Below are 15,291 nucleotides of genomic sequence, written 5' to 3' on the forward strand. Positions count from 1 at the left end.
TTCAGTGCTGCTCCTGGAGGCGGGCGAAGAGTGGTTCCGTCTCCGGGAGGGTGCCGTCGACGGGGGTCACCCGGCGTCCGACGTGCTCCGCCGCGCCGGGGATGAAGGGCCGTAGCTCGTCGGCCAGGGCGCGGCATGCCGTGACCAGTGCGGCGAGGACCGCGTCGAGGCGTTCGGCGGCGTCGGTGTTGCCGTTCCGTTCCGCTCTGGCCAGTTCCCAGGGGCGGGTCGCGTCGATGCAGCGGTTGGCCTCCTCCACGATGTCCCAGACGGCGTCGGCGGCCCGGCGGAAGTCGAAGTCGGCCAGCGCGGCGTCGATGCGGCCGGGTGCCTCGCGGCATACGTCCAGCAGCGTCGCCACGGGGAACCGGTCCGTCCCCGGCGGGGGCACGGACCCGCCGCGGTAGCGGTGGACCATCGTCACGATCCGGTGGACCAGGTTGCCGAGGCCACCGGCGAAGTCGGCGTCGGCGCGGGCGGTCAGCCGCTCGGTGGTGAAGTCGGCGTCCCCGACCCGGGGGACGTCGCGCAGCAGCCACCAGCGGACGGCGTCCGTGCCGTAGTCGGCGGCGAGGGAGACGGGGTCGACGGCCGTCCCGTTTCCCGACTTGCTGATCTTCCGTCCGCCGACCGTCAGATAGTCGTGGACGAGGATGTCGGTGGGCAACGGCAGACCCGCCGACAGCAGCATGGCCGGCCAGTACACGGCGTGGAACCGGACGACGCCCTTGCCGACGAGGTGGACACGGCGCTCCCCGGCCGCCCACCACCGCTCGTAGGCGGGGTCGTCGGTGCCGTAGCCGAGGCTGGTGACGTAGTTGCCCAGGGCGTCCCACCACACGTAGACGACCTGTTCGGGGTCGCCGGGGACGGGGATGCCCCAGCCGCGGGCGCGGGTGTGGGAGCGGGAGACGGAGAAGTCGTGCAGGCCGCCGGCGATGAGCGCGAGGACCTCGTTGCGGCGGGCGGCCGGCTCGATGCGCAGGGTGCCGTCGGTGATCAGTGCGTGGAGGCGGTCGGCGTACCGGGACAGCCGGAAGAACCAGTTCTCCTCCGCGACGAGCTGGGGTGCGATGCCGTGCTCGGCGCAGTTGCCGTCGACGAGTTCGTCGGGCGTGTAGAACTGCTCGCAGCCGACGCAGTACAGCCCCTCGTACTGCTTGCGGTACAGATCGCCCGCCTCCGCGCAGCGGCGCCACAGGCGCTCCACGCCGGTGCGGTGGCGGGGGTCGCTGCTGGTGCGGATGAAGTCGTCCAGCGACAGCGCCAGCGGGTCGCGCAGCGCGGCGAACGCGTCGGCGTTGCGGTCGACGAACTCCCGTACGTCGACGCCCTCGGCCTCCGCGGCGAGGACGTTCTTCAGGGAGTTGTCGTCCGTCCCGCTCAGCAGCCGCACCTGCCCGCCGCGCTGCCGGTGGTGCCGGGCCAGCGTGTCCGCCTGCACGAGCTCCAGGGCGAAGCCGAGGTGCGGTCGGGCGTTGACGTACGGAATGGTCGTGGTGATGTAGTGCCGTGGTCCGGTCATCGGTCCTCCTACCGGCAACGGGACCTGATCCGCACAGCGTGAAGGCCCCGTTCCCGGGGCCTCGGTTTCGGTGCGCGTGCGCGCTCAGCAGCCCCTGTGCGGGGGCATCATGCGGTGCTGAGGCGTAGGCGTGATCATGGGACGGAGGGTAGCAACGGGGTGCGTCACCGGGCATCCGGATTTACGGACAGCCCCGTTCGCTAAGGTCGGGCGCCATGACGGTTCAACTGTGTGTGTTGCTCTGGGCCCGGCCGGGCGCCGCCGCCGCGCTGGCCGCGTACGAGGACAAGGTGCTGTCCCTGCTCGGCGAGCACGGCGGGCGGGTGGTGCAGCGGGCCCGGGCCGACGGACGCGAAGGCCGCCCCGACGAGATCCAGTTGATCGAGTTCGCCACGCAGGACGGGTACGACGGGTTCATGACGGACGGCCGTCGCACCGCGTTGGCCAACGAGCGTGACGCCGCCGTCGCGCGCACCGACCTCTACCCCGTCGAGCTGAGCCGGGCGTAGAAGTGGTCGCGGACGCGGTGCAGCCAAGCCTCGACCGCCGCCTCGTCGGGGTGGTCCGGCAACACCGTGCGGGTCTCGTCGAACGCGGTCTCGTAGTGCGCGAGCAGAGGGCGGGCCACTGAGGCGTCGGCGGCGACCCGTTCGCCGAACTCCCGGTATTCCTCGGGGTTCTCGACACGGATCGTCAGGTGGCCGGTGGCGTACAGCTCCAGACCCTGGTGGCACAGCCGCTTGAGGTGCCGGGCGTGCTTGGAGGTGCGTTTGCGGGTCTCCGCGGAGGAGGAGCGGTCGGCCCGGTTCTCGAGACGGCGGAACTGCTGGGTGGCGTAGCCGAGATAGGCGTCCCGGATGCGCTTGGCGCTCAGGAACGATGTGCGCAGGCCGATCAGTTCGTCGCCGAGAGGGGTGAGCACCTCGTACAACTCCGGTGGCAGCCAGACGAGTTCCATGGCGGTCGGGTTGCCGCCCAGAGCGAGCCGGCACCACTTCGCGGCCTCGTGCAGGGTGCGGTCCGGGGCCGTGCTGACGTGGGACTCCTTCGGCCCGTGGAGGCCGTGCAGGGACTCGGTGGGTGCGGCGAACATGCCGAGGCGGTCCACGTCGGAGCCCTCGTGGGCGAGGCCGTAGGCGGTGGAGCCGACGACGCCGGACAGCAGGACGTTCGGGACGGTCACGTCGGCCACCTTTCGGATCGGGGGTGTGGCGCTCCATTGTGCTGACCTGCGGGGATGCGGTCACTCGGTTTTTCCCCGGTGCCGGGTCGGCGAGGCCACCTCCCGGGTACGGCCTGTCGGTGGCCTCCGCTAATGTGTGCGCCCTGTAGCGAGGGGAGACATCGAAGTGCTGGTCAGGGCGGGGAATGCAGGGCGTCGGATGGCTTACGTGGCCTTGCTGGCGGGGGTGTTGGCGGGCTGTTCCGAGGGCGCCGACGACAAGAAGGACGCGAAGACGTCCGCGAGTGCGTCGGCGAGCGCCGGCCAGGTCGCCGAGAGCGGCGACAGCATCGGGGCGGCCGGTTCGGCGTGCGAGCTGCCCGTGAGTTTCGACCTCGCCAAGGACTGGGAGGCGGAGGCCATCGACTCCGCGGCCGCCGAGGACACGGCTTCCCCGACCGATTCCGGCGACCTCGAGGACGAGATCTCCGAGGAGGTCCTCGACTCCCTCTTCCGCCAGGGTCCGGTCGCCGCCGCGTGCGAGGTCGACGCCAAGCCGGCCGGCTACGTCGGCTTCCTGCGGATCTGGACCGGTGAGCCCGGCGACGACGACGCGCGCACCGTGCTGAAGGAGTTCGTCGCGGCGGAGGACGGCGCGCGCAAGGCGAAGTACACCTCCTTCACGTCGGGCGGCCTGGCCGGTGTCGAGGTGGAGTACGTCGTCACGAGCGAGCTCCTGGACGAGACGAAGAAGGAGAGCGCCTTCGCCGTCGCCACCCCGGACGGCCCCGTCGTCGTGCACCTCGGCGGTATGGACACCGAGGAGCACGAGAAGATGGCCCCGGCGTTCGAACTGGCGAAGAAGACCCTCCAGAAGGTCTGACAGCCGGTCCGAGTGGTTCCGGCGCGGCGGACCGGTCCGCCGCGCCGGAACGACGGCATCACTCCAGGGTCAGGACGCCGTACAGGATCCGAGGACGGGCGCCGCGGTGCTCCCGTTCTTCATGACCGTGAAGCCGAAGCTCGTCGACGCGCCGGCCGCCAGGCTGCCGTTGCCGTTCGGCTTCATGGTCATCACGTTGCCGCTGCTGTCCCAGGTGGGCGTGCCGTTCCAGGTCGAGGAGACCTTCTGCGGGGACGTCAGGGTGACGGTCGTGGTCCAGGTGGTGATCGCGGCGCTGCCCGCGGTGACGGTCACCTTGCCGTTGAAGCGGTCGCTCCACTCCTCCTGCTTGCTGTAGGAGACGGTGCAGGCGGCCGTACCGCCACCGCCGCCGCCCGAGCCGGTGCCGCCGAGGGCTGTCAGTGTGGCCGTGTAGGCGGCCTTCTTGGCGTAGTTGCCGTCGAAGAGCAGCGGTGTGCCGTCGGCGCGCCAGGAGTACTTGTCGGTGACGCCCCACACCGTGATGCCGGTGCAGCGGGATACGGCCAGGCAGGCCTTGACGACGTTGGTGTAGCTGGTGGCCTGGGCCGTGCCGGAGCCTTCGATGTCCAGCTCGGTGATCTGCACGTCGACGCCGAGGTCGGCGAAGCGCTGCAGATTGGCCTGGTAGTCGGAGGGCACCGGGGAGGCGCTGTTGAAGTGGGACTGGAAGCCCACACAGTCGATGGGCACTCCGCGTGCCTTGAAGTCCTTGACCATGGTGTACACGGCGGTGCTCTTCGCGTTGACGCCGTCGGTGTTGTAGTCGTTGTAGCAGAGCTTGGCCGCCGGGTCCGCGGCGCGGGCCGTGCGGAAGGCCTCCTCGATGAAGCCGTTGCCGAGCTTGTCCTGGAAGGGTGAGCTGCGGCGGGCGCCGCTGCTGCCGTCCTGGAAGGCCTCGTTGACCACGTCCCAGGAGTGGATCTTGCCCTTGTAGTGGGTCATGACCTGGGTGATGTGGTTGTTCATCGCCGTCCGGAGGTCGGCGGCGGCGAGGCCGGAGACCCAGCCGGGCAGCTGGGAGTGCCACACCAGCGTGTGGCCGCGGACCTTCATTCCCTTGCTCTGTGCGTGGCTGACGATCTGGTCGGCTGACGTGTAGGTGAACGCGTTGCGGGTGCTCTCGACCGCGTCCCATTTCATCTCGTTCTCGGGGGTGACCGAGGTGAATTCGGTGTCGAGTGTGGAGACGTACGCGGATTCGCCCAGGTGGTTCGCGGCGACCGCGGCCCCGAAGTAGCGGCCCTTCTCGGCCGCGGCGGTGCCGAGGGTGCTCGCGGCGTCGGCGGTTCCCGACAGGGCGGTGACGCCTGCTGCCGCGAGCAGGCTCGCCATGCTGAGAACCAGTGCCTTGCGGGGCAGGAGAATGGATCTGCGGGTAACCATCTCGCTCCGTTCGTTCGAAAGTTTCGGTCATATTCCGGAAGTGCGCCGAGACCATATGAGCGGCACACCACACCGTCAACAGATCGCGCATCAGCTCTCGGCAAGGAACCGAAGACTCCCAGGCCCCACCAAACATTCGATCGCTGCACCGAATGTTTCGGAAATTTACATCAGGACAAGGTGCAACCTTTTCTTCAACCGTGTTGTCTCATCAGATATCCGGCACCTGAACTCCGCGGGGGACATCATGAGACGCAGCAGAACCACATGGGCCACCGTCGCTCTGATGGGCGCGACGCTCGGCGTGGCCGCGGTACCCGCGCAGGCCGCCACCACCTGCCCCACCGGCTGGGGCAGCGTCGCCAAGCAGCAGGCGGTCAGCACATCGGAATCGGTGACGAACGCACGGACCGGCAGTCACGCCTGCTACGACCGTCTGGTCGTGGACGTTCCGGGCGCGGCGAAGGCCCACCTCGGCTATTCCGTCCGGTACGTCGACAAACTGCGGCAGGACGGATCGGGCCGGCTGATACCCGTCGGCGGCGGCGCCGTCCTCGAGGTACGGGTGGCCGCGCCCGCCTACGACGTCGACACCGGCGCCCCGACCTATCCCGGACGGGTGGCACGCCCCCTGCCGGGCGTCGACCTCGACGGGTACCGCACCTTCAGGGACACCCGGTACGCCGGCAGCTTCGAGGGAGACACACAGTTCGGCCTCGGCGTCCGTGCCCGGCTCCCGTTCCGGGTCCTGCGGGTGGACGACAGGGTCGTGGTGGACGTGGCCCATTCATGGAGCGCCAAGTCCTGACCCCTGTGCCGGGTCGGCCCCGCCACACGGCGACGGGACCGACCCGGGCGACGCGGCGTACATCCGCCCCGTGTGAGCCCCGCCGCCGCTATCCCCCCGTGTAGGCCTTGACCGTCGCGGCCGTCGTGGCCGCCACCGTCTCCGGATCGGCACCCGAGGCGGCGTAGGCGGCGCCCCACTCCTCGCCGGACCGCTTGAAGAACTCCTTGGCCTCGGCCGTGCCCTGCCAGGCCTCGGACTCCTCCCGGCTCATCCCGCGACCGGCGAGGTGCATGCCGAGGCCGAGGGCGATGCTGTCCCAGCCGATACCGACCGCGCCCGGTCCGAACTGGTTCCAGAAGTCCTCCGGCACCACGGCCACGTGCTCCACCTCGAACACCGTCCGCCCCTCGCCGTCCGGCGCGAGCCGCAGCTCGACCTCGCTGAAGCCCGGGTCAGGCCCGTACAACCAGCTCACCCGCAGTCGCTCAGGCTCCACGCACTCAAGGATCTCGCCCCCGGCATGGCCCTCCAGCTGATAGCGCCCGCCGAGCCGGAACTCCCCGGTGACCGGCAGGAACCACCGCCCGATCCGCTCGGGGGAGGTCACCGCGCCCCAGACGTCGGCGAGCTCCGCGTCATAGGTGCGCCGCAGCAGCACCGCGTGAGCCTCCTCCGCCTCGACCTTGCGGGTGCCGACCTCCCGGTGTGCACGGTCGATCTGGTCGACGATCTCGCTCATCCCCGCTCACTTCCTCTCTCGGCGCGATGCCTCGGCCCGGACGGCGTACCTGGGGCAACGCTCGCACAAAGGGGACGGGATCGCCTGATCCCGGCCGGGAGGCCCCGCGGGTCAAGCGCCGAACCAGGCGCGGGCGAGCCCGGACAGGGTCCCTTCGGCGGGGCCCTCCAACTCCCGCAGATACCAGGGCAGGTTGCTGTACACGTGCAGCAGTGTGTAGGCGAGAGCGTGGGACGGGTCGACACCGCTGCCGTACGCCGCGGTGAGCCGGGCGAGCAGGTGGGGGTCTCCTCGGGTGACGAACAGACCCACGCCGACGAAGTCGTAGGCGGCGTCCCCGATCATGGCGGGCTCGAAGTCGAAGAGGCCGGTCAGGCGCCAGCCGTCCGGGTCGACGAGGAAGTGCTGCTGCATGACCTCGGTGTGCAGCAGCGAGCGACGGGGGGTGCGCGGCAGCTCGACCGAGGCGAGGAAGCCGGGGATCTGCTCCAGCCAGCTGTCCGGCAGACCGTGGCCGCGCTGCCGCGCCACGGCGTTCGCGCGCTGCCGGTCGAGGAAGGCCCCCCAGTCGCCGGGCCCGAGGACGTCCTCGAGCGGGGCCGGGTCGAGCGAGTGGAGTACGGCGAGGGTTTCGCCGATCTCGGTGACGAGGCGTTCCCGGTCGGGCCGCGGGATGCGCTCCCAGGCCCGGGCGAGGTTCTCACCGCGCAGCCGGGACATCAGGACGTACTGCCAGCCGTTCTCGTACGGCCCGAAGTCGTCCACCCCGGGCGTCGGTACGGGGAGCAGCCCGTGCAGATGGGACAGGACACGGCCTTCGGCGATGCCGTCCCGGGCGGCGGAGGTGGGGAAGAGCTTGAGGACCCGGTCCTCGCCCACCGCGTAGACCGGTTGAGAGCCGTCCGGGAAGCGGGTCAGGGGCTCGTCGCCGAGTCCGAGTCGGGTGCAGAGGTCCTGCGCGCCGGCCCGCATCAGCTTCTCGTCCCCGACGATCGCGTCCCACTCTTCGTCGGTCTCCACCACGGGCAGCATGATCGCGACCGTAGGCCGGGCGGTGGCGGCGGGGCAAACGGTTTTGGACATGCGGGACGCCCGGCCGGACACCCCCGGCCGAGCGCCCTCACGAACCTGCGGTCAGCCGCCGCTCAGGCGCGCGCGCAGCAGTTCCTTGCCGAGTTCGGCACCCTTGCGGCTGTCCGCCTGCGCCTTGCGGAACAGGTCCGCGACCTGGGTGTCCTTGTTCCGTTCGGCGTCCTGGATGTACGACTCGAGGCGCAGCGCGTTGTTCAGACACGCCTCCACGTACCAGATGAGGTTGTAGTCCTTGTCCGGCGTACCGGTCACGCCGCCGGTCTCCGTGCTGCTGGTCATACAGGCCTCCTCCAGCGGTTGTCGTTGCGGTGCCGTCCGAGTACCCGTCCCACGCGGGTCAATCAGCCGACATCCCACAGGAACCGGTGCGTGTGGATGCCGAAGTACGGGAACGAGCGGACCTCTTGGACCCCCTCGACGTTGCGGACGACGTCGTTGACGAAGTCCAGCAGGTCCCGGGGGCCCGGGGCGACCACCTCGACGAACAGGTCGAAGCCGCCGGAGGTCAGCACCGAGTAGACGACCTCGTCACGCCGGGCGAGTGCGTCGGCGACGGTCCGCGGGTCGCCGTCCACGCCGATGCCGAGCAGGGCCATCGCCTGGCCGCCCATGGCCATCGGGTCGGTGACACCGACGACCTGAACCGCCTTGGAGTCCAGGAGCCGTTGCAGGCGCTGCCGTGCGGCCGAGGCGGACAGGCCGACCTTGGGGCCGAGATCGGCGTAGGCGATGCGGCCGTCGCTCTGGAGCTCGCGCAGGATGGCCCGGTCGATCTCGTCCACGTGCTTCCTTTCGGGGTCTGTCATCCGGCCAGTTCGGCCAGGGCGGCGGCGAAGACCTCGGTGTGGGTGTCCACGTCCGCCTCGGTGGTGTCCGGGCACATCAGCGCCATGTTGTGGAAGGGCGTCAGGAGGATGCCACGGTTGGCGAGGTGGACGTGCAGGAAGTCCTCCAGCTCGGCGTCACCGGCCGCCTCGGACTCGGTGCCGGTGCGGGGTGCCGGGGAGGCGAAGCGGTATTCGGTGCGGGCGCCGAGCCTGCTCACCGACCAGGGCAGGGCGTGGGCGTCGATGCCCGCCTGCACGCCGGCCTCGAACCGCTCGGACAGCTTCGCCATCCGGCCGAACGCCTCGTCCGTCAGGACGTGTTCGAGCGTGGCGCGCATCGCCGCGACCGAGAGGGCGTTGCCCGCCAGGGTGCCGCCGACGCCGCCCATGTCGACGAGGTCGAGGTCGTCGCGGCCGAGGAGCCGGTCCGCGAGCTCGGCGGACAGTCCGTACGCGCCGGCCGGGATGCCGCCGCCGATCGCCTTGCCGACGGTCAGCAGGTCGGGCTCCAGGTCCCAGGCCGCCGTGCAGCCGCCGGGTCCGGCGGAGAGGGTGTGGGTCTCGTCGTTGATGAGCAGGGTGCCGTGCTGCCGGGTCAGCGCCCGGACGCCGTCCAGATAGCCCGGTTCGGGCAGCACGATGCCGATGTTGGTGAGCGCCGGTTCCATGAGGACGGCGGCCACGTCGCCGTGGGCCAGTTCGCGCTCCAGCTGCTCCAGGTCGTTGAACTCGGCGACCCGGCTGGTGAGGGTGACATCGCAGGGGGCGCCCACGTTGCCGGGGCGGGCCACGCCGTGGCCGTCGGGGCCGACGACGATCAGGGACTCGTCGACGCTGCCGTGGTAGCTGTAGCTGTTCACCAGGATCTTCGGGCGGCCGGTGACGGCACGGGCGAGGCGGATGGCCCACCGGTTGGCGTCGGTCGCCGTCAGCGAGAAGCTCCAGCGGGCGAGTCCGAAGCGGCGGGTGAGTTCCGCGCCGACCCACTCGGCGTCCTCGGTCGGCAGCATCGCCGTGGCGCCGCCCTGCTCGGCGAACCGGCGCTGGACCGCCTCGGCCACCGGTGCGGGCGAGTGTCCGGCCATCGCCCCCGTGTCGCCGAGGCAGAAGTCGATGTACTCGTGTCCGTCGATGTCGGTGACCCGGGCGCCCCGGGCGGTGTCGAGGTAGCGGGGAAAGGACCCGGCGGTCTTGTTCATCCAGGTCATCGGCACCCGCCCGAAAAGATGCCCGGCGCGCGCGTACGCCTCCTCGGAGCGCGGACAGCGGCGCTGGGCCTGCGCCCTCTCACGGGCGAGGAGGTGCTGGAGACGGGTGCGGTCCATGGGTTCTCCGAGCGTGCGTACGAAAGAAAACGGGGTGACATCACTCTACGACGATCGATTCGAGCGTCAAGGCAATCGAATCAATCGCCCCTATGGGGCACGTGCGGTGATCCTGCCGCGCGGCTGATCCGAGTCCGAGGGAAGCGCCAACTCGCCTTCCCTACACGGCATTTCAGACAGTCGACGCAGAAGTGAACAGAGAGCGTTCGATTTCGGAGCGAAGTCTCGATCAACCGTGCGAGAGGGGTCGGCGACGGTGTGTACTGTGCTGCGAGCGCCTGGCCACCGGCACTCGGACACACCCCTGCCCGACTTCCCCTGGAAACCGATTCGATGATCGAATTACCGGACCTGGCTGTCGGCGGTCTCGCCGTCGGCACACTGTCCGCGCTCGCCCTCGGCGGCGGTCTGCTGCGCTCACGGCGCCAACTGACCCGGCAGCGCACCGAGACGGACGCCCTGCGCTCCCGACTCGACGCCACGCTGCACACGTTGACGGCCGAGGTCGAGCACCTGACGGCACAGCGCGTACCCGCCGCCGCCCGGCAGCTCGCCCACCCGCACATGACGGTCCCGGGCCCGCTCCACCCGCACACCGCGGGAACGCCCCTGGGCATCGCCCTGGAAGGCGTGCTGCTGGGACTGCGTGCCGAACTCTCCGCACAGCGCACCCGTATCGACGCGGCCGCGCAGGCCGGGATGCGCGGCGCCACCCGGGAGATCCAGGCAGCCCTCTACCGCTTGCAGGACGCCCTGCGTCAGCTGCAACAGCGCTACGACGACCCGGAGTTGGCGCAGACCCTCTTCCAGCTGGACCACGAGAACGAGCAGTCGCTGCGGCGGGCGCAGGTCGCCGCCGTGGTGTGCGGGGCCTGGGTGGGGCTCGCCCGCGAGGAGTCCCACCTGGTGGACGCGGTGACCGGCGGACAGTCGCGGCTCGCGGGCTACCACCGGGTGAAGGTCCACAACCATCTGGAGACGGGCACCGCCCTGGTCTCCCACGCCGTCGAGCCGGTCGCCATCATCGTCGCCGAGCTCCTCGACAACGCGCTGCGCCACTCCGCGCCCGACACCGACGTCGTGGTCAACCTGGAGCACGTCCATCACGGCGTCTGCGTCACCGTCGACGACGCGGGCGTGGGCATGACCCAGGACGAACGGGCCCACGCCCAGCGGACGGTGGCCGGTACCGAGCCGATCCTCCTCACGAGTCTCGGTGATCCGCCCCGTATGGGCCTCGCCGCGATCGGCCAGCTCACCCGGCAGTTCGACCTCGGCGTCGACCTCTCCTCGCCGTCCCCGTACGGCGGTGTCCGCGCGGTGCTGAGAGTCGAGAGCCACCTCCTCAGCCGTATCGACCCCGTCGAGCAGCCGCCGGCGGTCAGCACGCCGCGCTCGACGCGCAAGGCCACGACGGAGGCGTCCCACGGCTACGGCACCGACGACCCCGCCGCCTTCACCGGGCACCACGACGGACTGCCGCAGCGCCGCCGCCGTACCCGCACCACCGCTCCGAAGGCATCCGCGGCCGAGTACCCGGCACGCAGTCCCGAGGACGCCGCCGCCGCGCTCGGCGCCCTGCAGTCCGGCACCGCCGCCGCCCGCGCGGACGGTGCCGCCACCGACGTACCGACGAACGAGACCGACCACGAGGGAGGACCGGCTCGATGACCAGCCGCGACGCAGGCGACACGGCATGGGTACTGGAACCGATCCTCGAGGTGCCGCATGTCGTGGCCGCCGTCCTGCTCACCCGGGACGGCCTGGTCACGGGGTACACGGACGCGCTGTCGCGGCCGTCGGCCGAGCGGGTGGCCGCGATCACCAGCACCGTGCAGGGGGCGTGCCGGACCGCCGCGGCCGCGTTCGCCGACCGGGACCGGGCCGAGATCCGGCAGGTCGTCATCGAGTCGGACCACGGGTACGTCCTCATCGTGCCTACCGACCACGGCACCTGTGTGGCCGCGTACGGAAGCGGCGAGGTGCGTCTGGACCTGCTCGCGCACCGCGTGCACTCGCAGGTGGCACGGCTGGGCGAGAAGGCGATGGCCACCGCACCCCGAGGGAGCGACGACGGCGCTCCGGCATGACCGGCCGCCCCCTGGTCCCGGCGTATCTGTCCACCGGCGGCACCGCGCGCCCCAGCCGCCCGCACCTGGAACGGCTGTCGGTCCTCACCGCCACCGGCCGACCGGCGCCGGTCGGTCTCCCGGCCGCCGAACTGGCCCTCCGGGACGCCCTGGAGGAGGGCTCGCTGACGGTGGTGGAGGCCGCGGCCCTGCTCCGGCTCCCGGTCTCCGCCGTCCGTGTCCTGGCCGGCGCCCTCCTCGACCGGGACCTGGTGGAGTCCCGCGCCCCGGTCCCGCCCGCCGAACGGTTCGACCCCGACCTGCTGAAGAGAGTGGCCGATGGCCTCCGCGCCCTCAAGCACAGCTAGCAGCGCCCCCGGCACACCCGGCCGCGTCCATCTGCCGGACACCGCCCGCGATCTGGTGAAGATCCTGGTCACGGGCCCCTTCGGGGTGGGCAAGACGACCCTGATCGACTCGGTGTCCGAGATCGTGCCCCTGCACACCGAGGAACAGCTCACCGAGGCCTCCGCGCAGGTGGACGACCTGGAGGGGGTGCGGGACAAGTCGACGACCACCGTCGCCATCGACTTCGGGCGGATCAGCCTGGCGGGCGGGGTCGTCCTGTACCTGTTCGGCACGCCCGGACAGGAACGGTTCCGGTCCTTGTGGGACGACATCGCCTACGGCGCGCTGGGCGCCCTCGTCCTGGTCGACAGCCGTCGCATCGACGCCTCCTTCGACGTGCTCGGCCTGGTGGAGGAGAGCGGGCTGCCGTACACGGTCGCCTTCAACGCCTTTCCGGACGCGCCGAGCCACCACACCGAGGAACAGCTGCGTGCCGCCCTGGACCTGGAGCCGGACACACCGATGGTCACCTGTGACGCGCGGGACGCGAACTCCTCGATCGACGCACTGCTCACGCTGGTCCAGCACCTCATCGACCGCCACCCCTCGGAGAGCCGGTGACCCCCTACCCCCCTGCCCGGCAGGACTTCTCCCGCTCCGCCCCCGTGCGGCTGTGGGAGGACGGATTCGCCCTCGACCCGTACCGCTACTACGACGACCTGCGGGCCCAGGGCCCGGTCGGCTGGGCGGAGTTGGCGCCGGGCGTGCCGGCGTACGTCGTTACCGACCGGTTGGCTGCCCTGGAACTGCTGCACGACACGGAGACCTTCTCGCACGACCCGCGGCCGTGGGAGTCGACGGTCGCCGACGACTCCCCCGTGCTCGGCATGATGCGCTGGCGGCCCAACTCCCTGTTCGCGGACGGCGCCGCCCATGCCCGCTACCGCACCACCCTGATCGACACCTTCGACCTGGTCGAGCCGCACGACCTGCGGGCCCGCGTGCACCGGGCGGTGCATCTGCTGGTGAGCCGGATCGGGCCGAAGGGCGAGGCGGACCTGGTGGGCGAGTTCGCCCGGCCGCTGATGGCGCTGGTCTTCAACAGCCTCTTCGGGCTGCCCGACAGCCAGAGCGAGCGGCTCAACCAGGCGCTCGGCAAGATGATGGAGGGCGGCGCCCAGGCGGCCGCGGGCGAGGCCGAGTTCGGCGGCTACGTACTGGAGTTGATCGCCGCCAAGGCCGAGCGGCGCGGCGACGACCTGCCGAGCCGCCTCCTGGACCACCCGGCGGGGCTCACCCCGGAGGAGGTCACCTGGCAGGTGTTCCTCACCCTCGGGGCCGGTCACGAACCGACCGCGAACCTGGTGTCCAACGCGCTGTCCCGCATCCTCGGCAACCCGGCCTACTACTCCACCCTCACCAGCGGCGCCCGCCCGGTGATGGACGCCGTGGTCGAAGTACTGCACCACGAGACCCCGCTCGCCAACTACGGCGTCCACTACGCCCGCCGGCCTACGACCTTCCATGGCACGTGGATCAGAGCCGCGGTGCCGGTCGTGGTGTCGTACGGGGCGCTCGCGTACGTCGCCGAGCAGGAGGTCGTCGAGGGCCGCCACCCCAAGGACGCCTCCCACCTGTCCTGGTCGGCGGGCCCGCACGCCTGCCCGGTCAAGCAGCACACCCTGCTCATCGCCACCGAGGCGATCGAGCGGCTGACCCAGTGGCTGCCCGACCTCGCACCCGTGCTGCCACGAGAGCGACTCGCCTGGCGGCCGGGCCCGTTCCACCGTTCGCTGACGGCGCTGCCCGTCAGGTTCAGCCCTCGCTCCCCCGACCAGCCAGGAGATCCGTCGTGACCGTGACCGACCGCATCGACCGCTTTGTCATCGACCCGTTCGGTTCCGACATCACGGCCGAATGCGCCCGGCTGCGCGCCTTCGGCCCGATCGTCCCCGTCGAACTGCCCGGCGGCATCCCCGCCTGGGCGCCCACGGGCTACGACACCCTCAAGGAACTGATCCTCGACCCGCGGGTCAGCAAGGATCCGCGACTGCACTGGCGGCTCTGGCCCGAGCTCGGCGAACACCCCTCGTGGGGCTGGGTCCTGGGCTGGATCGGCGTGGTCAACATGCTCTCCACCTACGGCGCCGACCACACGCGGCTGCGCAAGCTGGTGGCGCCGAGCTTCACCCACCGGCGCACCGAGACGATGCGGCCCCGGGTGGAGGCGATCACGGCGGAACTGCTCGACGCGGTGGCGGCGGACGACGCCGAGGTGGTCGACCTGCGGGCGGCCCTCGCCCATGCGCTGCCCATGCGGATCATCTGCGAACTCTTCGGAGTCCCCGACGAGTTGGTGGCCGACACCGCGCGGATGATAGCGGCCATCATGGACACCTCCGACCCGACCCCGGAGCACGCGGCGTCCGTGCAGCAGCAGATCGGCACGGTGCTGCCCGCGCTCATCGCCCACCGCAGCGCACACCCCGGCGACGACCTGACGACCGAGCTGATCCGGGTGCGGGACGAGGTCGGCGACCGGCTCAGCGACGAGGAACTGCTGTACACGCTGCTGCTGGTCATCGGCGCCGGCTTCGAGACGACCGTCAACCTCATCGGCAACGCCATCGTCGCCCTGCTACGGGATCCCGGGCAGCTGGAGGCGGTGCGGTCCGGGCGGGTCGGCTGGGACGCCGTCGTCGACGAGACGCTGCGGCTCCAGCCCTCCATCGCCTCGCTGCCGCTGCGGTTCGCGGTCAGCGACCTCGAGGTCGGCGGGGTCACCGTCCCGGCCGGCGACGCCATCATCACCACCTTCGCCGCCGCCGGGCTCGACCCCGCCCACTACGGACCGGACGCGCACACCTTCGACGCCGCGCGCGGGGCGGACGATCATCTGGCGTTCGGGATCGGCGTGCACCGGTGCATCGGCGCTCCGCTGGCCCGGGCGGAGGCCCTGACGGCGCTGCCCGCCCTCTTCGACCGCTTCCCCGACCTGCGCCTCGCGGTCGGGGAGGAGGAGCTGCGGCAGGTGCCGTCGTTCATCGCGTTCGGCTGGCAGGAGGTACCGGTGCGGCCGCACGGCTGACACGGCGAACAGGGGCAG

At 71.1% G+C, this 15,291-nt stretch carries 17 protein-coding genes; 9 read left to right on the forward strand and 8 right to left on the reverse strand.

The genetic code is table 11. The features are described 5' to 3' along the window. Window position 1 precedes the first annotated feature (1 nt). Window positions 2-1,525: a methionine--tRNA ligase gene (metG, locus tag OG381_RS05960; protein ID WP_327715049.1), complete on the reverse strand. Its 1,524-nt coding sequence runs from the start codon at window positions 1,523-1,525 to the stop codon at window positions 2-4. Between the two features lie 215 nt (window positions 1,526-1,740). Between metG and OG381_RS05965 the strand changes: the two genes are divergently transcribed. Continuing rightward, entirely contained in the window at window positions 1,741-2,034 is a 294-nt protein-coding gene (locus OG381_RS05965; protein WP_327715050.1) for a hypothetical protein, read from the forward strand. On the opposite strand, the gene OG381_RS05970 is transcribed toward OG381_RS05965, so the two are convergent. After that, a complete protein-coding gene (locus tag OG381_RS05970; RefSeq protein WP_327715051.1) occupies window positions 2,007-2,708 on the reverse strand; it encodes a nucleotidyltransferase domain-containing protein in 702 nt (233 codons plus the stop codon). The genes OG381_RS05965 and OG381_RS05970 overlap by 28 nt on opposite strands. Window positions 2,709-2,907: 199 nt before the next feature. On the opposite strand from OG381_RS05970, the gene OG381_RS05975 reads away from it, so the two are divergent. Beyond that, window positions 2,908-3,570, forward strand: coding sequence for a lipoprotein (locus OG381_RS05975; protein WP_327715052.1), 663 nt, complete (start codon window positions 2,908-2,910; stop codon window positions 3,568-3,570). Between the two features lie 69 nt (window positions 3,571-3,639). Here the strand turns inward: OG381_RS05975 and OG381_RS05980 are convergent, their stop codons facing one another. Then, window positions 3,640-4,995: an endo-1,4-beta-xylanase gene (locus OG381_RS05980; RefSeq protein ID WP_327715053.1), complete on the reverse strand. Its 1,356-nt coding sequence runs from the start codon at window positions 4,993-4,995 to the stop codon at window positions 3,640-3,642. Window positions 4,996-5,242: 247 nt separating this feature from the next. On the opposite strand from OG381_RS05980, the gene OG381_RS05985 reads away from it, so the two are divergent. Further along, a complete protein-coding gene (locus tag OG381_RS05985; protein ID WP_327715054.1) occupies window positions 5,243-5,803 on the forward strand; it encodes an AMIN-like domain-containing (lipo)protein in 561 nt (186 codons plus the stop codon). An 88-nt stretch (window positions 5,804-5,891) separates the two neighbouring features. Here OG381_RS05985 and OG381_RS05990 read toward each other — a convergent pair whose 3' ends face one another. The 5 genes from OG381_RS05990 to OG381_RS06010 all read right to left on the reverse strand — a co-directional run bounded on the left by OG381_RS05990 (window position 5,892) and on the right by OG381_RS06010 (window position 9,768). Next, window positions 5,892-6,524: an SRPBCC domain-containing protein gene (locus OG381_RS05990; protein WP_327715055.1), complete on the reverse strand. Its 633-nt coding sequence runs from the start codon at window positions 6,522-6,524 to the stop codon at window positions 5,892-5,894. A 111-nt stretch (window positions 6,525-6,635) separates the two neighbouring features. After that, a complete protein-coding gene (locus tag OG381_RS05995; protein ID WP_327722394.1) occupies window positions 6,636-7,556 on the reverse strand; it encodes an aminoglycoside phosphotransferase family protein in 921 nt (306 codons plus the stop codon). A gap of 102 nt (window positions 7,557-7,658) precedes the next feature. Next, window positions 7,659-7,895: a hypothetical protein gene (locus tag OG381_RS06000; protein ID WP_327715056.1), complete on the reverse strand. Its 237-nt coding sequence runs from the start codon at window positions 7,893-7,895 to the stop codon at window positions 7,659-7,661. Between the two features lie 62 nt (window positions 7,896-7,957). Then, window positions 7,958-8,398: an Lrp/AsnC family transcriptional regulator gene (locus OG381_RS06005; protein WP_327722395.1), complete on the reverse strand. Its 441-nt coding sequence runs from the start codon at window positions 8,396-8,398 to the stop codon at window positions 7,958-7,960. A 20-nt stretch (window positions 8,399-8,418) separates the two neighbouring features. Next, a complete protein-coding gene (locus OG381_RS06010; RefSeq protein WP_327715057.1) occupies window positions 8,419-9,768 on the reverse strand; it encodes a transaminase in 1,350 nt (449 codons plus the stop codon). Between the two features lie 333 nt (window positions 9,769-10,101). On the opposite strand from OG381_RS06010, the gene OG381_RS06015 reads away from it, so the two are divergent. From OG381_RS06015 to OG381_RS06040, 6 genes are read left to right on the forward strand one after another with little or no spacing between them, the layout of a single operon-like run. Next, entirely contained in the window at window positions 10,102-11,439 is a 1,338-nt protein-coding gene (locus tag OG381_RS06015) for an ATP-binding protein (RefSeq protein ID WP_327715058.1), read from the forward strand. Further along, the gene (locus OG381_RS06020; RefSeq protein ID WP_307034908.1) at window positions 11,436-11,858 is read left to right on the forward strand and encodes a roadblock/LC7 domain-containing protein; all 423 of its coding nucleotides are present in this window, start codon (window positions 11,436-11,438) and stop codon (window positions 11,856-11,858) included. The genes OG381_RS06015 and OG381_RS06020 overlap by 4 nt, the downstream gene beginning before the upstream one ends. Beyond that, window positions 11,855-12,205, forward strand: a complete 351-nt coding sequence (locus tag OG381_RS06025) for a DUF742 domain-containing protein (RefSeq protein ID WP_327715059.1) — start codon at window positions 11,855-11,857, stop codon at window positions 12,203-12,205. Before OG381_RS06020 ends, OG381_RS06025 begins: the two co-directional genes overlap by 4 nt. Next, entirely contained in the window at window positions 12,177-12,806 is a 630-nt protein-coding gene (locus tag OG381_RS06030; RefSeq protein WP_327715060.1) for a GTP-binding protein, read from the forward strand. The genes OG381_RS06025 and OG381_RS06030 overlap by 29 nt, the downstream gene beginning before the upstream one ends. Continuing rightward, on the forward strand, window positions 12,803-14,041 hold the full coding sequence (locus OG381_RS06035; RefSeq protein ID WP_327715061.1) for a cytochrome P450: 1,239 nt from the start codon (window positions 12,803-12,805) through the stop codon (window positions 14,039-14,041). Before OG381_RS06030 ends, OG381_RS06035 begins: the two co-directional genes overlap by 4 nt. Beyond that, the gene (locus OG381_RS06040) at window positions 14,038-15,273 is read left to right on the forward strand and encodes a cytochrome P450 family protein (protein WP_327715062.1); all 1,236 of its coding nucleotides are present in this window, start codon (window positions 14,038-14,040) and stop codon (window positions 15,271-15,273) included. The genes OG381_RS06035 and OG381_RS06040 overlap by 4 nt, the downstream gene beginning before the upstream one ends. The last annotated feature ends 18 nt before the right edge of the window (window positions 15,274-15,291 follow it).

The sequence above is a fragment of the Streptomyces sp. NBC_00490 genome (assembly GCF_036013645.1).
Classification (GTDB): domain Bacteria; phylum Actinomycetota; class Actinomycetes; order Streptomycetales; family Streptomycetaceae; genus Streptomyces; species Streptomyces canus_F.